Below are 18,701 nucleotides of genomic sequence, written 5' to 3'. Positions count from 1 at the left end.
GATAATTGAGCCATTCTTGACCTGCCTCAGAAACATCATGCAAGACTTTCACCACGACCGCGCACGCGCCCTCCTCAAGAACGCCGAAGAACTCTTCGACAAGGAATCGGTTCAGGCGGCAGTCAGCCGCATGGCTGACTCGCTGAACGACCGTTTCGGCGATCCGTCCAAGCAGGAGTTTCCCCTGGTACTGGGGGTGATGGGCGGTGCTGTTGTCTTCACCGGCAACATCCTGCCGCAGCTGACTTTTCCGCTCGAATTCGACTACATCCACGTCAGCCGTTACGGCGACGAGGACCAGGGCGGCAAAGTGGTGTGGAAAGTGGTCCCTCGCCCGACCGTCTCCGGCCGCACGGTGATCGTGCTGGACGATATCCTTGACGAAGGCGAGACCCTGGCGCACGTCAAGGAACGCTTGCTGGAAATGGGCGCCAAGGAAGTCATCATCGCCGTCTTCTGCGACAAGGATATCGGCAAGTCCAAGCCGGTGAAGGCCGACCTGATCGGCATCACGATCCCGAACCGCTTCGTGGTCGGCTTCGGCATGGATGCCTATGGCTACTGGCGCAACTTGCCGGGGCTGTGGGCGCTCAATCCGGCAGACCTGAGCAAAGGCTGAATTCAGGCCGGCAGCCGGATGACCGCATTCAGGCCGCCGTCCGGGTGATTGGCCAGCACTAGCTGGCCGCCATGGCCATCCACTATTCCCTTGGCGATGCCGAGGCCCAGTCCCATGCCCGTATCATTGCGTTCGCGGCCGTGGGACAGGCGCACATAAGGCTCCAGCAAGCTGGGTATCGCTTCTTCCGGCACGCCGGGACCGTGGTCGCGCACCGCAATTTCCGTCCAGCTTTCCAATGAACGCACGCTGATTTGCGCGCGCTCGCCGTAAAACAAGGCGTTATCGAGCAAGTTGCCAATCGCGCGTTTGAGCGCCAGCGGCTTGCCGCGCACGACGATGCCGCTCTCGTCGTACGCCACATCGTGACCGGCAAGTTGCGCGCTGCGCACCAGGCGGCGGATCAGGGGGTCCAGCTTCACTTCGGTCGGGTTTTCGTGGATATCGCTGTCTTTTACGCATTGCAGCGCGCCTTTGACCATCATGTCCAGTTCATCCAGGTCTTCTTCGAATTCGTTGCGCAGGGCATCGTCGTCGAGCAGCTCGGCGCGCAGCTTCAAGCGCGTGATCGGCGTGCGCAAGTCGTGCGAGATGGAGATGAACAGGCGTTCGCGGTCCCTGATGTATTTGGCAATGCGCTCGCGCATGGCGCCAAAAGCGCGCGCTGTGTTGACGAATTCCCGGCTGCCGGATTCCGGCAGGGCTGGGGCATGTTCGTCCTTGCCGAATGCTTCGGCTGCATCGGACAGCGCAGCCAGCGGGCGCGTGATCGAGCGAACGACAAGGAAGGACAGCAGCAGCAGCACCGCGAGCGACACGCCCTGCACTACCAGCTTGTCCAAGGACAGGGGATCATTATTGTTCAGGAAATAGGGATTGGGCATCAACGTGGCGAGGTACAGCCAGTTGCCCGGCTCAAGCTCCGTCTGGATGACCAGGATTGGCGCGGGATCGGGCTTGAGCAGCAGGATGTGGCGCACCCACGCTTCCGGCAGCTCGCCGACGCGCACGCCGTCGGGCGACACGGTCAACTGCTCGGGCCAGGCGAAGTCGAGCCGCAGGGGGTTTTCCCCGGCCAGGTCCTTGCGCAGCGTGGTTTCCAGCGTGCTGAGCGCCGCCTGCGCCAACGCATTCGGCGCGATGGGCTGCACCTCGACCTCGTCGCGGTTCAGTGCGACGTAGAAGCGCGTGCCGCCCATTTCGCGGAATTGCTGGATCAGCAGGTTGCGGTAGCTTGGCGGCAAGCTGCGGAAAAAGCGGATTGAGCTGGCCGCGCCCTGCCCCAGGTATTGCGCGGCCGATTTCACGTCCGCTCGCGTCTTGTCGCGCAGCTGCATGGTCCACAGCGAGCTCACTGCCACTTGCGTCAACAACAAGCCTGCCACCATCACCAGCGACAGCCGCGCCAGCAGCGACTGCGGCCACAGCCTACGCATGGGTTACGGCCACCGTGGCGGAAAACACGTAGCCTGCGCCGCGCACCGTCTTGATCAGCATCGGTTGCTTGCCATCGTCGTTGAGGCGCAGGCGCAGGCGGCTGATCTGCACGTCCAGCGAACGATCGAGCGGCCCGGCATCTCGCCCGCGCGTTTCCTCGCACAGCACGCTGCGGTCCAGCACCGTGCCGGGGTGTTCTACGAAATACTTGAGGAGCTGGAAGTCGAGTCCCGTCAGCGCCAGCGGCACGCCTTGGCTATCGACCACCGTGCGTTCCGCCAGGTCCAGCGTAAAGCCGTTGAAGTGGTATGCACGCACGGTAGGCGCCGGGTCGGCGCCAGCCCTGCGCAGGATCGCCTTGATGCGCGCCAGCAGCTCGCGCGGGCTGTATGGCTTGGCGATGTAATCGTCGGCTCCGAGCTCGAGTCCTACCACGCGGTCGGTTTCGTCGGAACTGGCGGTCAGCATGATGATCGGCAGGTTGGACCGCTGGCGCACGATGCGGCACAGCGCGAAGCCATCGGTATCGGGCAGCATCACATCGAGGATCACCAGCGACAATTGCTCGGCGTGTGCATGCAGTTCGGCCAGGAAGCTCTCGCCGTTGTGGGCAAGGATCACCTCATACTGGTTTTTCTCCAGGTAGGTCTTGAGCAGCAGCCGGGTTTTTTGGTCGTCATCGACGATCAGTATCTTGCGTGGCATGTTGGCTTCCTTGCTGTTTGTGGGAGCGGAAATTCAAAGTCCGCAGGAGACCGGCCAGACGGCGCTGCGTTTCCGCCGGCGCCACGGCATCATCCATGTAGAAGCGATGTACCTCGGCGATGATGGCGTCGCGGCTTTCCTCGTCGGCCGCCATGCGGTGCACCAGGCTTGGCGCCTGTGCAGCCGTGCCTCGCGCGAAACTGCGCCACGACGCGCGCGCGCAGCTGTCCATCGCAGCCGGGTTGGCGTCGCGCCGTACCGGCACCGAACCCTTGGCAGCGCTGTATTGCTGTTGTGCGAGCGGCGACATCACGGCCTTCGCCAGCTTTTCCTGCGCCGCTTGATGGGTGTAATCGTTGACGAACATGGCCAGCGTGTCCACGCTGTAGAGGTGATAGTTGTCCGTGCCGGGCAGCGGGATGCAGGAAAAATCGGTGTCGATCTCCTGGCCCAGCTCAGTCAGTTCGGCCTTGGCCCAGTCACCCATCACGAACATTGCTGCCTCGCCACGCGAGAAACGCTTGACAGCCTCGGTCCACGGCTGCTCTTCGGCCGGACTGAGCATCCAGCTCTTCATGCTGCGCAGTCGCTGCAAAGACTGCGCCAGGCGCGGGTCGACGGCCGCCTGCGGACTTTGGCGCACGAACAGTTCGCGGTAATACTCAGGACCGCCGGTCAATAGCAACAGGTTTTCGAACAGGGTCGCCACCTGCCACGGCTCGCTGCTCTGCACCAGCGGGGCAATGCCGGCGGCACGCAGCCGGTGCACCGCCTTCTCGAGTTCAGGCCAGGTCGTTGGCGGCGCCAAGTTGAGGCGCTCGAGCAGCCTGCGATTGTAGAAAAGTGTATTGATGCGATGAATGCCGAGCGGCGCCGCGACTACATGGCCGCGATGACGAACCAGCTCGCGCACAGTGGGGAAAAGCGCCTTGTTCCAGTTGCCGGAGTTGGCGACGCTATCCAGCTCAAGCAGCAGGCCCAGTTCCGCCCACTCGCCGATCGAGACGCCGATGATCTGCGTCGCATCCGGTGCATTGCCAGCCAGGACCCTGCTGCGCAGGACCTTGCCTGCCCCAAGGCCCGCGCCGCCGGGAATTGCCGCATCCTGCCAGGCGACGCCTTCATCCCCCAGGCGCGCCGCCAATACATTGGCGGCGTGGCGCTCCCCGGCCGAAGTCCACCAATGCAGCACCTGCAAGGAAGGCGCCGCCGCCTCGGCGGCCAATGACATCAGCATCAGGGGAAGTGATAGCAGGCGCGCCAGGCGCGCGATCTGCAAACGCCGGTGGGACTTGTGCACCTACTACTCCAGCAGATAACGATCCGGCAATTCTATCTCCATGAAGTCATTTTGTGTCCTTTTACGGCATAGAACAGGATCAGGGCGTAGCATGGCAGCAGCAGCCAGTATGCAGCCTGCGAACCTGAGAGGTCGGAAAGGTGCCCATACAGCATCGGCAACAGAGCGCCGCCCGCGATCCCCATGATCAGCAGGGCCGAGCCGCTGGCGGTATAGCGCCCCAGGCCTTCCAGCGCCAGCGGCCAGATTGCCGGCCATACCAGCGCGTTGGCGAAGCCCAGCATGGCGAGGAACATCACCGTGTCCGGTACCGCCGGCACACCGAATACGCCCAACAAGGCTTGCGACAAGCCGCTGCCAGTGGCCGAACCCTGGATAACGCAGAAGGAAAACGCGATCCCGCTCACCGCGGACAGCAAAAGCGCCTGTTTCTGCGACAGCCAGCGGGGAATCGCCACAATGCCGACGATATAGCCGGCCACCATGAAGCCCATGGTGTAGGAAGTGAGAATGCCGAATTTCTCCACATGCAGGCTATGTCCGTACAGGCCAATGGTATCGCCCGCAATCACTTCCACACCGACATAGACGAACAGCGCCAGCGCACCCAGAACCAGTTGCGGGAACTGCAGCACCCCCCAGCGGGAAGTGCCTTCATCGCCACTGGCCTGCTGCCCAGGAATTTCACGCAGTGGCGCAAGGCGCACGATAACAGCCATCGCCAGCAGACCCACAGCCATCAAGCCGTACGGCAGCACCAGCCGTTGCGCGAGCTGGCTGCGCAGCAGCGCCGCATCCGGCGCGCTCATGGCGGCCAGCGTCGCGTCCGAGTAGCTGCCGAAGTCGGACAGCATCATTCCGCTGAATGCCAGCGGTACCAGCACGCCCGCCGTCTTGTTGAACAGGCCCATGATGCTGATGCGGGTCGCAGCACTCTCGCGTGCGCCGATACAGACGATGTAAGGGTTGATCGCCGTCTGCATCAGTGTCATGCCGCTGGCCAGGGTAAACAGCGCCAGCAGAAACAGCGGATAAGAGGCCGCGCGCGCGGCCGGGATGAACAACACCGCGCCGAAGGCCATGACCGCGAGGCCGATCGACATGCCGGTGCGGTAGCCAGTACGGCGCAACACCACGGCAGAAGGTAGCGCCATTAAGGTGTAGGCAATGTAGAACGCAAACGTGACCCATAACGACTGGAAGTTGTTCAGGTCGCAGGCGATCTTGAGAAAGGGGATCAGCGATCCGTTCAGCCATGTCGCGCAGCCAAGGATGAAAAACATCAGGCCAATGAAAGTCATGGCTACCGCCACGCTGCCGGCGCCAGGGACGGCTTGTGCGCCGGCCATCTCGAGGGTCTGTTCTTTGTGCATGTGAATCCGAAGGGCGAGGATGAAGAAGCCCCCTCCCGGGCAGGAGGGGGCGTTGCGGCAGATCAGAACTTGCCGCGCAGGCCGACGCTATAGCGCGCGCCGTTTTCGTACACGCCGACCGGCAAGCCGTCGGTGGTGTTGGTGCGGATCAGCTCATTGCCGATATTCACGGCGCTGGCGAAGATGCTCAACTGAGGGGTGATATCCCAGTTGGCGGTGGCATCCCATTGGCCGTAGGCGCTGGTCACGTCCTGGCCGCCTTGGTCCAGGCCACCGTAGGACTTGGAGCGGTAGTTGTACGACAGGCGCACGCTGTAGCTGTTCTTCTCGTAGAACACGCTGGCATTCATCTGGTTCTTCGAATTGCCGATGACATTCAGCTTGCGCCCGCCCGCCACCGCGCCGGTCTTGGCGTCGGTGTAGGTGAAGTTGACCACAGTGCCGAAGCCGCTGCTGCCAAACGCCTGCTGCCACTGGATTTCCAGGCCGTTGACCTTTGCGCCATTGTCGGCATTGTGCGGGCGGGTTACCGGACGCTGCACGCCTGCCACGTTCTCCATCGCCGTCGAGGTGTAAATGAAGGTATCGAGTTGCTTGGCGAAGGCGGTTGCCGACAGCAGCGACGCATCGGCGAAATACCACTCCGCGCCAATCTCGAATTGGTTGGCGTGGTAAGGCTTGAGCAGCGGATTGCCTGCGGTGGCGGCATTGGTGGTGCCACTGACCTCCGTGCTGGCACTCAGGTCGCTGAAGGTGTTGCGGGCCATCACGCGCGAAGCGGCGGCGCGTAGCAGCAGGTCCTTGCGGAAGTCGTACACCACGTTGATGTTCGGCAGTGCGTCAGTGTAGCTGCGGCCTACGCTGCCCAGCACATAGTTGCCGGTGCCGTCCAGGTCCTGGTAGGCATCCGAGGTCTGTTTCGTGCGCACCAGTCGTACGCCGAAGTCGCCGCGCCATTTATCGAAGGCGTAGTCGGCGCGCACGTATGCGGCCGAAATCTTCTCCTGGATACGGTAGTACTCGCCCTTCGCCTCCTTGTAGACCATGCCTTTGTCGTACATGGCGAAGCCTTTGCTTGCGGCCAGGGCATCGTCCACCCAGGCGAACTGGGTCAGTGAGCCCGCCGTTGCGGCCTCCTGGCTGATCATCGGCGACGCGCCGGTGGAGAGGTCGGCCAGGGTGTAAGGAATCCAGCCCACGCTGCCCGGGCCGACGGTACCGATGGTGCGGCGGTTCTGCACCTTGTTGTCGCGGTACTTCAGGCCTACCTTCACCGACTTGATGTAAGGATTTTCCAGGTCGAAGGTCAGGTCGGCCTGACCGTAGTTCTCCTTGCTCTCCATGCGGCGAATCCAGTCGCGCGCGCTCTGCAGCGTCAGCTTGGTGGGGTCGAGTGGGCTCATGTCGAGGTATTTCACCTCGTAGGTGTCCGGCGCGATATTGATCGTAGCGCGGGTGTTCCCGGTGAACCAGAAGTTGCGGTCATGCTTGCTGCCGCCGGAACCGGAAGTCGTGCCGGTCTGCGCATGGAGCCTCCAGTTGTCTCCGTCGTAGCTGCCTTCCAGGTCCAGAACCTTGGACTTCACATAAGCTTCGCGGTAGATCGGCTCGAACGACACGCCATTCACCGGGCCCACGGTGCCTCCCACCACGGACTTGCCGCCGTCCGAGTTGTTGATAAAACGCGGGTTATCCACACGAATATTGTTGTTCGCGTCAGCCAGGCCGCCGATCTGCCACAGGTAGTTCTGGTTGCTGTTATCCATCTTCATATCGGAATTAAGGTAATTCAGCGATATGTCGGATTGCGGGGTCGGGCGCAGTTGCAGGGTGATATTGCCGGTGGTGCGCTCGCGATCCTGGCGGAAGATCGGCGTGCCGCCGCCCCAGGAGGCGTATGCGTTCGGGGTAACCACGCCATTCTGGTCGACGATGTTGTACTTGGTCGCGTCGGTGAAGTTTTCCAGGCCGTCGCGGCGCATCGTGCGCTCCTGGCGGCTCAGGGCAACCAGCACGCCGAAGGTCTTGGCTTCGTTAACCCAGTTCACCAAGCCGGAAAACTGCGGGTCGGTTTTCTTCGGCAGCTCACTGTAGGTCGCTTCCGCCGAGGCTTGCGCGGTGAAGGGCTTCTTGAATTGCAACGGCTTGCGCGTGCGGACGATCACCAGGCCGCCAATGCTGCCTTCATCAAGATCGGCCGAAGGGCTCTTGAAGACATCGAGGCTGCCCACCAGTTCGGACGGCAGGATGTCGTAGTTGAAACCGCGGCTTTGCGCATCGTTTTTCCACCAGTAGGCCGATGCCACCGATTGGCCGTTCAACTGCGTCATGTTCAGGTTCTTGTCGGTACCGCGCACAAAGATATCGCGGCCTTCGCCCCAGGTACGGTCGACCGAGATGCCAGGGATACGCTGCAGGGAGTCGGCCACGTTTTTGTCGGGGAACTTGCCCAGGTCCTCCGCCGTGACGGAATCCACCACATTCAGCGCATCGCGCTTCTCGGCCAGGTTGCGCTTCAGCGTTTCGCGAATGCCGCGAACTTCCACAGACTGCAGGGTGTCGGTGCCCTCCGCAGACTGTGCCTGCACGTTATGCAGTGCCAGCGTGCCGAACATCAGCGCGATCAACTGCGGTAGTTTCTTCCTTCCTAGCGGTGCTCCGTTCATTTCTTTTTCCTTATCGTCTCTAAAGCGCTGCAAAAAATTCCCCGGCATACTCCCCATGCCGGGGCCAACACACTGCTTGGGGGAGTGTGATCATTCCTGCTGTGGCAGATACCACTTCGCAAAACCGTTCTGGATGCGCGCCGCCGCTTCGCGCGCGCCCAGCTTTCCGTTCAGGACCTGCGCGTTTACCGACCAAAGCTCGCTTTCCATATTCGGCAAGCCGCGGTTCATGATCAGCGCGTTCAGGCGGAAGTTCGAATCGCATGTCGTGCGCCAGGCGGCCATCTGCTTGGCCAGCGGGTCGCGGACTGCGATCAGGTGATTCGATAGCGTGAAAAAGCCGATCACGCGGTTGGTGTACAGGTCCGCAAATTCCTGGGAGCCGAGCCAGGCCAGGAACTTGTAGGCGTCAGCCTTGTTGCGCGACTTGCGATTGATGCCGATGCCGATGTCCATGTGGTCGGAAATCTGGCAGCGGTCGCCCGCCTGCTGCACCGGTGGCGCGAATACGCCCAGCTCAAGGTCGGGAAACTGGTTGAAATAGGAGATGTCCCACGAGCCGGCCGGATATATTGCGGCGCCGCCCTGGGCGAACAGCAGTTGGGCATCGCGGTAAGTCTGCACCGGCGCCGATTTGGGCATGTAGGCTGCCAGGCGCGCCTCGAACTCGAAGGCCGCAACGAAGGGCGCGTCGGTGAATTTGGCCTTGCCAGCGATCAGCGCACGCCTGCCTTGCTCGCCGCCCCAGTAATTCGGGCCGATATTGGTGAACACGGTCTGGCTGGACAACCATTCGTCGGCTGTGCCCAGCGCCAGCGGCGCGTACTGGCTCTTGCGAACGGCATCCAGCACGTTGAAGAATTCCGCTTCCGTCGCGGGCGGCTGCAGGCCCAGCTTCCTGAAGATCTTCTTGTTGTACAGGAAGCCGTGGATCACGGAGGCGACCGGCATACAGAAAGTATCCTTGCCATCGTCCGTCTGCCAGGCGACCAGCGAACCAGATGCGAAGTTCTCCATCCCTGCCTTGCCGTTCAGCTTTTCCAGATAGCCACGGCGATACAGCAGCAACGAGGTGTCGAAGGGACGGCAGGCCAGCATATCGCCTGCGGTGCCGTTGCCTAAGCGGGCGGCCAGGCTGGTGTCGTACTCGGTGGGAGCGGTGGGCGAGAACTTTACCGAAATACCCGGGTGCTTGCGTTCGAACGCGGGAAGCAGCACGGTTTCCCACAGGGCCTTGTCGTCAACCCGCCAGCTCTCCAGTACCAGGGTGCCGGCGCGTGCGGCGCTGGTGCAAATCAGCGCCAGGACTAGTGCGGCTCGCAGGATACGGCTGGTTGGCACGGCGGCTTCTCCACGGGGTGCTGTCGATCAGTAAATTCATGCTAACACCGTGAAAAATGTGACACCAGCGACGCCCTCGCGTACGGACGCCATTCACAAACCATTGATTTTTATGAGGATTTTGCAGAAGAACTGCGGCAGTGCTTACAAAACTTTACAGAACAGCGGCCGCAGCCCGGTGATTGCGTTCACGCCTTGTCATGGGCGCTTACAAAACATTACGAAACGCGCGCATTTATTACGTGCGGAGTTGCAGGCGAGCGCGCGCAGCGTTGTATTCTGCCGTCATTCGCTCCACCAGTTCGGCGGTAGTCGGCACATCGTGCATCAAGCCGACACCCTGGCCAGCGCCCCAGATATCGCGCCATGCCTTGGCTGTGCCGCTGTTGAAGCTCATTTTCGACTTGTCCGATTCCGGCAGGTTTTCCGGATCAAGCCCCGCCGCAACGATGGACTTTTTCAGGTAGTTGCCATGCACGCCTGTGAACAGGTTGGTGTAAACCACGTCCGCCGCCGACGATTCGATAATGGCTTCGCGATAGTCCTCGGTAACGTTCGACTCCTGCGTGGCCAGGAAACGCGAACCGACGTAGGCGAAGTCCGCCCCCATCGCCTGCGCGGCCAGCACCGCGTCGCCGGTCGCGATCGATCCGGACAGCGCCAGCGGACCGTCGAAGAAGCGCCGCACTTCGCCCACCAGCGCAAACGGCGACAGCGTCCCGGCATGGCCGCCCGCGCCGCTGGCGACCAAGATCAGGCCATCCACACCCGCCTCCAAGGCCTTCTGCGCGTGGCGGATATTGATCACGTCATGCAGCACGATGCCGCCGTAGCTGTGGATAGCATCCAACATTTCCACAGGCGGCGCGCGCAGCGAGGAAATGATGATCGGCACCTTGTGGCGCACGCATACTTCCACATCGTGCTCCAGGCGTTCGTTGGAATGGTGGACGATCTGGTTGACCGCGATCGGGCCCACGCGCACGCCGGGGTTGGCGGCCTGGTAGTCGGCCAGTTCCTTTTGCAGGTCCGTCAGCCAGGTATCAAGCAATTCCTTCGGCCGCGCATTCAGTGCAGGGAAGGAGCCGACGATACCCGCCTTGCACTGGGCTGCCACCAGCGCAGGGCCACTGGCGATGAACATGGGGGAAGCGATGACTGGCAGGGCCAGGTGCTGCAATGCGGCTGGTAGTGTCATGGCGTTGGCCTCAGAAATTTTGCATGCCGCCTACTGTACCCTCTTTCGGATACGTGATGCTGTAGCCGACGTTGATCTTCATGGTCTCATTTGGCGCCATGGTTTTTTCCCAACCCACCACGCCCTGGCGCTGCTCCCACGCCGCAATCCCAGGCTGCGGCGAGAACACCTGTTTCACCTTGATCTCTTCCGACGCGCTGACAGGCGTCGATTCCAGCACCAGCAAGTCGACCGGCGTCTTGTGGAAGCTGCTGATCGTGAACACGTCCGCCACCTGCTGTTCGCCGCGCTGCGACAGGAATCCGCGGCTGCCCGACTGCTGGTCGGCGCGATCCACCGTGACGCGCACCAGGTCATCGCGGCCGAAGGACAGCGCCAGCTTGTCCGACGCTTGGGTGTTCCAATGGGTAGCGCCGACATAACCGCCATCGCGGAATAACTGGATATTCCCGTTCAGCCAGACGCCGGAAGGACGCTCGGCTTCCGCCGTTATCACGGCGAATTTCTCCTGGCGGGGAACCACACGCACGCGCTGCTTGGCGGCGACCTTCAGGGTCGACAGGGCCAGCGTGATTTCGCGGCCGTCGGATGCCAGGGTGACGCGGTTGGGAACAGCGAATTCCGTATCGAACGTGCCCTGCGTTTCCAGCACAGGTGGGATGAAAGTATCCTGGGCTATGCGGCTGCCAGTGACCATCACGGGAGCCGGGGCCGCTGCAATCGGAGCTTCCGGCGCAGCACCATAGTTGTGCTGCTGCGGCGGCCTTGGCGGATAGTAGGTCAGGCGCTGCGGCACAGGCTCGGGCGCCTGCGGCGAAAGACGCGGCTGGCCGGTCGACAGGCGCATTTCGACGCTGCTCCAGTCCTCGCCGGACTTCTGCGCAACTACCGCCATGCGTTCCAGTTCGATGGTGGACGTCGTGGAGTTCAGAGAGGCACGGTAAGCCGGCTTCCAGCCCGCACGATTGACCTGATAGGAAAGCTGGACACTGCCAGCTTGCTGCGCCGCGACGGCAATGGTAATGCTGCGCTGGTCGCGCGCCCCGCTACGCACCTTCTCCAGTTCGCGCTGTACCGTCTTTATTTTCTTGTCGATCTCGCGCAGCTGGATCTGGCTGCGCTGGATCTGCGCCAAGGCTTCACGGCCGCCGCGCTTGATCGTGTCGACCGCGGCACCGAGAGACTTGCCGTCGACCGGGGTCGAGGTATTCTCGCCACCATTCAGCTTGGACAGGTAGTTTTTCACCAGCACGGACGACTCAATCTCCACGTTCAGCAGGTCACGGCTGTCTTCCAGCGCCTGCAATTTCGCTTCCAGCTCCGCTTCGCGCGGGCTGACTGCTTCCGCCTGTCCCACGTCGCGCGTCACGATCTGGCCGACCTGCACGCCCGGGGAAGCCTGGATGCGCAGCGTGTGCGCATCGAAATTGGCCGGCAAACCGGTGATCTCCAATTCCTTCATGCCAGGGGCAACCTGGGCTTGGCGCTCCACGGTGGCGGTCCCGGAATACAGGGTCACGCGCGTAATCGGCGCGTCGCTGGCGCAGGCAAATCCCGACAGGGAGAAACAAAGGGCTACAGCGGTGGCGATACGGCTTGGCTTCATGAAGGCTCACAGGCGATATAAAACCTGATCTTGCAGCGCGCATGAAATATTGTCAATTTAAGAACGCCACACCCCGAGCAAGGCCTTTACCTTGGTCCACACCGACAGGCGTTCGTCGGACAGCGCATCGAGGAAGTCGGACAGGCGCTTGGACTTCGCCATCGTGTACACGGTGAGCGCGGTAGTGATGACGAACACCGAGCCGAAGATCCATACGCGGCGCGACATTGGCGCATCGGCTTCCGCCAGAAGATTCATGCCAAGGAAGCCGGTAGTGATGGTGCCGATCATGCCGAAGATGGTGACGACCGTCAGGCGCACAACGGTATTGGCCTGGCGCCGCAGGCTGTCCGCTTCCAGGTAGCCGTTCATGTCGGCCACACGGGTTTTGACTTCCACGTAAGCACGCTCGATGTCGAGGTGCTGGCCGCACATGCGGAACAGCGCGCGGATCTGCTGCTGGTCCGAGATTTCGGTGAACCAGTAGCGGTGCGTGAATCGCAGGAAGCTCTCGAAGGCGTAACGGATGCGACGCTTGAAAGAACGCACACTGTCGGCATCCGTCACCTGCAATTGCGTCAGCGCCTCCGCCAGGCGGTCGGAAAACATCAGCAGGGATGCCTTCTGCAGGTGGGCGATCATGAACAGCAGGAAGTGCTGGTGCCGGAACTGCGACAGCACGCCGCGCTCCTTGCAGCAGAAGAATTGCGAAGCCGCGTCGCCCACCACGACCAGGGCATAACCGCTGCAGATATACCGCGTGTAAGGCGCGGCGCCGCCATTGCACCAGAAACGGTCATAGAAAAAGCGGCGGTCGACACCGTCCGACTGCGTGCGCTGAGCATCGGCAGGAGCGGACGAAGTACCGGCCATCGTGCCCAGGGCCGCAAAGTCCGACGGCGAAAGCTCGCTCGGCCGGTCGACGGCAAGGTAGGCCATCATCGGCATGCGGTAGTACTCCACCTGGCGGTAGCGCAACGCCGCCGTAGCTCCGGGCGCATCGGGCTCCATCGGTTCCAGCAAGTAGCGCCAGTGTGAAGCAATACGCGGCGCCTGGTGGCGCACTACCTGGTCGATGAAGGCTTGCCGCTCCTGCGCATCGGATCGCACCAGCAGGCGGCCGTGGGCATCGAGCCATTCGACGCCATGCATGCAATGCAGCGCGTTACCGGCGTCATCCCAGCCGGCAGGGTAGGCGCGGCCGAAGCGGTACAGCAAATCCTGTGCATCGTCGAAAGGCAGGTCGTTGGCGCCGACCTCCATCACCAGCAGCACGATGTCGACGTCGAAGAAAAAATGCAGGCAGAGATTGTGCACATCCAGCACGCGAGGCTCGACGCCGGCCTGCGTGGTCACGCGTACCTTGGCGATATCCTTGCGGCGGAAGATGCGGCGCTGGCCAGCGCCAAACAGGAAACGCTGCACATAGGGCAGGAAGCTGACGAATTCTGTGTAGTAGCGCTCCTGGAAGGCCGCGCTGGCGTCCTGCGCCGAAGTGACCTCGCGCCACGGCGAGTCAGCCCCAAGAAATTCCCAGGGCCGCGCATGCGCGCGCTCGGCCCCATCTGGCGGCATCAGCCGCAACGGCCATAACAGAACCTGCCTGACATGCTGGACACGCGGGGATTGGGCGCTCATGCAACCAGTATAGCCGAGCCCGTGTCACACCTTGGGGTCACACCCTAAGTGTGACACGAACGCGACTATTGCTTAGCAGAGTCCGTGTCACTCTCGGGGTGTGACCCCATGGTGTGACACGAAGTCAGCCGTCGTTGAGGAGGATGTCGTTCTCGACGCGTGCGCTGCAGGCGCGCACCAGTTGTTTGACGGCCCACGCGGCCAATTGTTCGGTGCTCATACCAAGGTGGCGGCTGGCGATCGCCTGCATCAACGGGATCGAGGCGAACAGCGGCACCACGTCGGCCACCGGCATGCTTTGGCGCTCCAGCAGCAGGAATTTGAGCAGAACCTTGACCGCGTATTCTGCATTACGCTTGGGGTCGGCCGACAGGAAGTCCAGGCGGCGGCGGGCGCGCGCCAGCGCGGCTTCCACGTCCTCGAACACCGCACCGTGGCCCGGGATAACCGCTTTCACATCCAGTCCGGCGATCACGTCCAGCGTGGCCGCGGCTTCCGCAAATCCTTCTTCGCCTTCGAGCTCGGGGAAGATCACGCCGAAACCGTTTTGCCACAGCGCGTCGGCCGATACCAGCACCTTCTCGGACGGGCAATAGAAGATCACCGAGTGGGCGTGGTGTCCCGGTGCACCCAGCACCTGCCATTCCAGGTCGCCTAGCGTCAGCGTTTCGCCGGCGGTAATCACGCCGTCGATGGAAAATCGTTCGCACTGCTGGCCGGTTGCCTTGAAACTGAGCGCGTCTTCATCCCAGTGACGTACTTTTTCAGCTTCCGGCTCGGGGATATAGGTGTCGCAGCCGAAATGCGCCTGCAGCGCAGCATTGCCGCCGCAGTGGTCGGAATGCAGGTGCGTCGTGTACAGCCGGTCCAGGCGGCGGCCGTGCAAGGCGTGCCGCACCAGGTCGAGCGTCTGCTGTTTGTGCGCGACATAGCCGCTGTCGATCATGGCAGCGTCGTGGCGGCCCAACAGCAGGACATTATTGGACGAGAGCCAGCCGCGTTCGAAAACGTGGATGGATGGGTGTAGCTTCATTGCGTCAGTCAAAGTCGATCAGTTGCTCACGGCGGCGCAGCTCAGCCCACACGGCGCGCTTGTATGCGTCGTCGGCACGCGACCAGGCGACGATCTCGTCAATGGTGCGCAGGCAACCTTCGCAAAAACCAGTGTCCTGGTTCATCTTGCACAGGCTGATGCAGGGTGATGGCACGGGCGTGGCCAGTTCCGGCGCGCCTGGCGGCAGTTCAGTACTCATGGCCGACATTTTACCGCAGTGCGGCAAAAGTGCCTGGAATGGCCATATACTGATGGGGCACCAGAACAATAAGGAGTGGCGAGGAGACAAACCGACCAACCAGCCTCCGAGGTGCATATGAAGCTCGATCGCCATTGGTTTTCCCGCGCGCTGGGCCAGTTCGCGCGCCACCGCCTCGGGCGTGTCGCCCCCGGCCAGCCGCAATTCATCGGCGGCGATTTCCATTGCCGCGCCGGCAACCGCAGTTACAAGCTGTACGTACCATCCTGTTACGAAGGCCAGCCCATGCCGTTGCTGGTGATGCTGCACGGCTGCTTGCAGGATCCCGACGATTTTGCCGCCGGCACGCAAATGAATGCGGTGGCCGAAGAACGCGGCTGCCTGGTGCTATACCCGGCGCAAACGCCGGACGCCAACCACACCCGATGTTGGAACTGGTTCAGCGCCCTGGACCAGGAGCGTGGCCAGGGCGAACCCGCCATCATCGCCGCCATGACGCGCGACGTCATGACGCGCTATCCGGTACTGCAAAGCGAGGTTTACATCGCCGGCCTGTCCGCTGGCGGCGCCATGGCGGTCATCGCCGGCACCCTGTATCCGGACCTGTTTGCCGCCGTGGGCGTGCATTCGGGCCTGCCCTTCGCCGCAGCGCGCGACCTGCCATCAGCCTTGCTGGCGATGCGGCGCGGCGCGGCCCGCGCGCAGGCGGCCCTGACGGCGGGCCAGCCGGTGATCGTGTTCCACGGGGACCAGGACCGCACCGTGCACCCCGCCAATGGCGAGGAAGTGCTGGCGCAGGGCTTGCGCAGCCATCCGCTGGGCGAGCAGGCCAGTCCGGCCACGCTGGCAGGCCAGGTACCCGACGGCCACGCCTTCACGCTGAAGGCGCACTGGCTGGAAGACGGCTCGCCTCTCGGAGAGCACTGGGTGATCCACGGCGCCGGCCATGCCTGGTCCGGCGGTAGCGCGGAAGGCAGCTACACCGACCCGCGCGGGCCGGATGCCAGCCGGGAGATGATGCGCTTCTTCAGCGCCGCGAAAAGTGCAGTTTCATCGCCAACACGCACAGGGCCAGCACCAGGGTGATGCCGTTGGCGATAATCACTGGCCAGGCATTGGTTTGCAGGCCATAAATCAGCCAGAGCAGCACGCCAAAGCTGAAGATCAGGTACATGCCGGTGGAGATGCCGTCGGCATGACGCTGGCGCCAAACCAGCAGGACTTGGGGTACAAAAGCGAAAGTGGTGCAGAAGGCTGCGATAAAGCCGAGCAGGTCAGGTTGAAGCAACATCAGGTCGGTTTTCCAGGGAGGCGATATGGGCACGCAGGCAGGCAGGACACCAGCAGCCGACGGCATCGGCCCCGGGAACCGGAATCGCAAGCGGCAGGAAAGTGCACCAGCACGGCGTCTCGCCCGGCGCGCCAGTCGGCTTCTGCCCGGCTGGCGCATCGGCCATGGCGCAGTGGAACTCGACGCCGCAACGCTCACAGGTGCTCATATCATCAATGCAATCATGCGTAAGGGAGATGGCCAGACTAGCGGATCAAACCGTAAATTACAACTCGATTGGCCCTATAATGCGCACCATTGACCTTAAATCTAATTTTCTGGAACCCCCGCCATGACCAACCTGCCTGCCCGCGACCCGGATATGTCCACTGACCTGAGCGGCGTTACGCCCCAAGTCAAGGCTCAGATCCTGGCCGAGGCGCTGCCGTACATCCGTAATTACCACGGCAAAACCATCGTTATCAAATACGGTGGCAATGCCATGACCGAAGAGCGCCTGAAGCACGGCTTCGCGCGCGACCTGATCCTGCTGAAACTGGTGGGCATGAACCCGGTGGTGGTGCACGGCGGCGGTCCGCAGATCGACAATGCGCTGAAGAAGATCGGCAAGCAAGGCACCTTCGTGCAGGGCATGCGTATTACCGACGAAGAAACCATGGAAGTGGTGGAGTGGGTGCTGGGCGGCGAAGTGCAGCAGGACATCGTCATGCTGATCAACCACTACGGCGGCCAGGCAGTGGGCCTGACCGGCAAGGACGGTGGCCTGATCCGCGCCCGCAAGATGGCCATGCCGGACAAGGAAAAACCAGGCGAATTCCTGGACATCGGCTTCGTCGGCGAGATCGAGGCGATCAACCCGGCCGTGGTGAAAGCCCTGCAGGATGATGCCTTTATTCCAATTATTTCCCCGATCGGCTTCGGTAAAGATGGCCAGGCTTACAACATCAACGCTGACGTTGTCGCCGGCAAGATCGCCGAGATCCTGAAAGCTGAAAAGCTGATCATGATGACCAACATCGCCGGCGTGCAGGACAAGAACGGCAACCTGGTGACCGACCTGTCGGCGCGCGAAATCGACGAAATGTTCGCCGACGGTACGATTTCGGGCGGCATGCTGCCAAAAATCTCTTCCGCACTGGACGCTGCCAAGTCCGGCGTGAACACCGTGCACATCATCGACGGGCGAATTGAACACAGCCTGCTGCTGGAAGTCTTGACCGAACAGGCTTTTGGCACTATGATCCGGTCTCACTAAAATTTTTGGCGGTTTTCTACAACCGCCAAAAACGTGAATGCCCTTGTAGCTCAGTGGTAGAGCACTCCCTTGGTAAGGGAGAGGCCACGTGTTCAATCCACGTCAAGGGCACCATTCTCCTCAGTAGATCCGCTCTACTTTCACGCCACGCTGGCGCAGCAGTTCCGCAACGTTTCCCGATCCGACCAGATGCAGAGTGCCGATAGCGGCAAAGCTGTGCTGTTCTTTTTTCATCATTTCCACGATGCCGTCGGCCAGCACGGGATTGCGCTCTTCCAGCAACACCTTTTTCATGAATTTGCCGGAGAAGGTCTTGTCCTCTTCCACCTCCCGCGCCAGGGCGTCGAATTTGGCGGCATCAGCGGAAGCCCAGGCGTCGACCAGGTCGCGCGGCTGCACGCCCTGCTTGCTGTCTTCAAAGGTATCCAGGCTGTCTTCCAGGAAGCGCGCCTGTTCCTGCGGCGTCAGGCGGCCGAACAGCGCGGCCTGGCCGCCGACCGATTCCAGTTCCACCACGCGCTGGTTGCGGCCGTGGGCGGTGCGCGCCAGCTGCAGGTCGACGCCCAGCTCCGGACGGTAGCCCAGCGCACGGTATTCGCCGATGGTGATCATCATGACGATCAGCCATGGTTTCATCGACGCCACCATTTCCGGCGCGATGCCGTGCTTCTTCAACATGCTTTCCAGGCGCGGGCGGTATTCGGGGCGGATGTCGGTCATGGCGCTGCCAGTGCCGGGCGCATACAGGCCGTACTCACGCATTACCGCCATCGACTTGGCCGGATCGGCGGCGGGATCGACTTCCAGCCCCACCGCCGTGGCGCGTTCCATGGCCTGCGTGACGCGCGGCTCCAGCGGGTAGAAGTCGGGCAGGCCAACGTGGATGGTGCCGAACAGCCACGATGTATGGCCAGCGTATTCCAGCTTGTAGAGCGCGCCGCGCGCCGGCGGGGCGGCAGTGGCCGAAAAGCTCAATCCAAGCAGCAGGCAAAACATCACTATAATCGTGCGTCGCATAG

The 18,701-nt window shown here is 62.2% G+C and carries 17 protein-coding genes and 1 tRNA gene; 4 read left to right on the top strand and 14 right to left on the bottom strand.

Translation table 11 applies throughout. The features are described 5' to 3' along the window. The first annotated feature begins 37 nt into the window (after positions 1-37). Entirely contained in the window at positions 38-619 is a 582-nt protein-coding gene (locus ACN9M3_RS02045) for a hypoxanthine-guanine phosphoribosyltransferase (protein WP_426320241.1), read from the top strand. Between the two features lie 2 nt (positions 620-621). Here the strand turns inward: ACN9M3_RS02045 and ACN9M3_RS02040 are convergent, their stop codons facing one another. The 11 genes from ACN9M3_RS02040 to ACN9M3_RS01990 all read right to left on the bottom strand — a co-directional run bounded on the left by ACN9M3_RS02040 (position 622) and on the right by ACN9M3_RS01990 (position 15,145). Continuing rightward, on the bottom strand, positions 622-2,055 hold the full coding sequence (locus ACN9M3_RS02040; RefSeq protein WP_426167074.1) for an ATP-binding protein: 1,434 nt from the start codon (positions 2,053-2,055) through the stop codon (positions 622-624). Beyond that, on the bottom strand, positions 2,048-2,761 hold the full coding sequence (locus tag ACN9M3_RS02035; protein WP_426167072.1) for a response regulator: 714 nt from the start codon (positions 2,759-2,761) through the stop codon (positions 2,048-2,050). The genes ACN9M3_RS02040 and ACN9M3_RS02035 overlap by 8 nt, the downstream gene beginning before the upstream one ends. After that, a complete protein-coding gene (locus tag ACN9M3_RS02030) occupies positions 2,733-4,061 on the bottom strand; it encodes an ABC transporter substrate-binding protein (RefSeq protein ID WP_426320239.1) in 1,329 nt (442 codons plus the stop codon). The genes ACN9M3_RS02035 and ACN9M3_RS02030 overlap by 29 nt, the downstream gene beginning before the upstream one ends. Before the next feature lie 32 nt (positions 4,062-4,093). Beyond that, on the bottom strand, positions 4,094-5,434 hold the full coding sequence (gene gluP / locus ACN9M3_RS02025; RefSeq protein WP_426320237.1) for a glucose/galactose MFS transporter: 1,341 nt from the start codon (positions 5,432-5,434) through the stop codon (positions 4,094-4,096). Positions 5,435-5,496: 62 nt separating this feature from the next. Continuing rightward, the gene (locus tag ACN9M3_RS02020; protein ID WP_426320235.1) at positions 5,497-8,100 is read right to left on the bottom strand and encodes a TonB-dependent receptor; all 2,604 of its coding nucleotides are present in this window, start codon (positions 8,098-8,100) and stop codon (positions 5,497-5,499) included. A 90-nt stretch (positions 8,101-8,190) separates the two neighbouring features. After that, a complete protein-coding gene (locus ACN9M3_RS02015) occupies positions 8,191-9,441 on the bottom strand; it encodes an ABC transporter substrate-binding protein (protein ID WP_426320233.1) in 1,251 nt (416 codons plus the stop codon). 238 nt (positions 9,442-9,679) lie between these two features. Beyond that, complete coding sequence (locus ACN9M3_RS02010) at positions 9,680-10,639, bottom strand: NAD(P)H-dependent flavin oxidoreductase (RefSeq protein ID WP_426167062.1); 960 nt, start codon at positions 10,637-10,639, stop codon at positions 9,680-9,682. A 10-nt stretch (positions 10,640-10,649) separates the two neighbouring features. Beyond that, positions 10,650-12,245 carry a DUF4139 domain-containing protein gene (locus ACN9M3_RS02005; RefSeq protein WP_426320231.1) on the bottom strand — a complete coding sequence of 532 codons (1,596 nt, stop codon included), beginning with the start codon at positions 12,243-12,245 and terminating at the stop codon, positions 10,650-10,652. 57 nt (positions 12,246-12,302) lie between these two features. After that, positions 12,303-13,883, bottom strand: coding sequence for a hypothetical protein (locus ACN9M3_RS02000; RefSeq protein ID WP_426320229.1), 1,581 nt, complete (start codon positions 13,881-13,883; stop codon positions 12,303-12,305). Between the two features lie 124 nt (positions 13,884-14,007). Beyond that, complete coding sequence (locus tag ACN9M3_RS01995; protein ID WP_426167056.1) at positions 14,008-14,916, bottom strand: MBL fold metallo-hydrolase; 909 nt, start codon at positions 14,914-14,916, stop codon at positions 14,008-14,010. Between the two features lie 4 nt (positions 14,917-14,920). Beyond that, positions 14,921-15,145, bottom strand: a complete 225-nt coding sequence (locus ACN9M3_RS01990) for a DUF1289 domain-containing protein (RefSeq protein ID WP_055927230.1) — start codon at positions 15,143-15,145, stop codon at positions 14,921-14,923. Between the two features lie 108 nt (positions 15,146-15,253). On the opposite strand from ACN9M3_RS01990, the gene ACN9M3_RS01985 reads away from it, so the two are divergent. Beyond that, entirely contained in the window at positions 15,254-16,222 is a 969-nt protein-coding gene (locus ACN9M3_RS01985) for an extracellular catalytic domain type 1 short-chain-length polyhydroxyalkanoate depolymerase (RefSeq protein ID WP_426167054.1), read from the top strand. Here the strand turns inward: ACN9M3_RS01985 and ACN9M3_RS01980 are convergent. Together ACN9M3_RS01980 and ACN9M3_RS01975 are read right to left on the bottom strand one after the other, a co-directional pair. Beyond that, positions 16,164-16,427 (bottom strand): SemiSWEET transporter, encoded by a 264-nt coding sequence (locus ACN9M3_RS01980; RefSeq protein ID WP_426167052.1) that lies wholly within the window; start codon positions 16,425-16,427, stop codon positions 16,164-16,166. The genes ACN9M3_RS01985 and ACN9M3_RS01980 overlap by 59 nt on opposite strands. Then, positions 16,411-16,635, bottom strand: a complete 225-nt coding sequence (locus ACN9M3_RS01975; protein WP_426167050.1) for a cysteine-rich CWC family protein — start codon at positions 16,633-16,635, stop codon at positions 16,411-16,413. Before ACN9M3_RS01975 ends, ACN9M3_RS01980 begins: the two co-directional genes overlap by 17 nt. 153 nt (positions 16,636-16,788) lie before the next feature. Here ACN9M3_RS01975 and argB point away from each other — a divergent pair, with 153 nt between their 5' ends. Further along, positions 16,789-17,682 carry an acetylglutamate kinase gene (argB, locus tag ACN9M3_RS01970; protein ID WP_090435962.1) on the top strand — a complete coding sequence of 298 codons (894 nt, stop codon included), beginning with the start codon at positions 16,789-16,791 and terminating at the stop codon, positions 17,680-17,682. 39 nt (positions 17,683-17,721) lie between these two features. Next, positions 17,722-17,796: transfer RNA gene (locus tag ACN9M3_RS01965), tRNA-Thr, on the top strand. Between the two features lie 6 nt (positions 17,797-17,802). On the opposite strand, the gene ACN9M3_RS01960 is transcribed toward ACN9M3_RS01965, so the two are convergent. Beyond that, positions 17,803-18,699 carry a TraB/GumN family protein gene (locus tag ACN9M3_RS01960; RefSeq protein WP_426320226.1) on the bottom strand — a complete coding sequence of 299 codons (897 nt, stop codon included), beginning with the start codon at positions 18,697-18,699 and terminating at the stop codon, positions 17,803-17,805. Between the last annotated feature and the right edge of the window lie 2 nt (positions 18,700-18,701).

Source organism: Pseudoduganella sp. R-43, from assembly GCF_049913255.1.
In the GTDB taxonomy this organism is placed as follows: domain Bacteria; phylum Pseudomonadota; class Gammaproteobacteria; order Burkholderiales; family Burkholderiaceae_D; genus Rugamonas.
The sequence above is the reverse complement of the archived record's forward strand: the minus strand, read 5'-3'. Positions and strand labels throughout refer to the sequence as shown.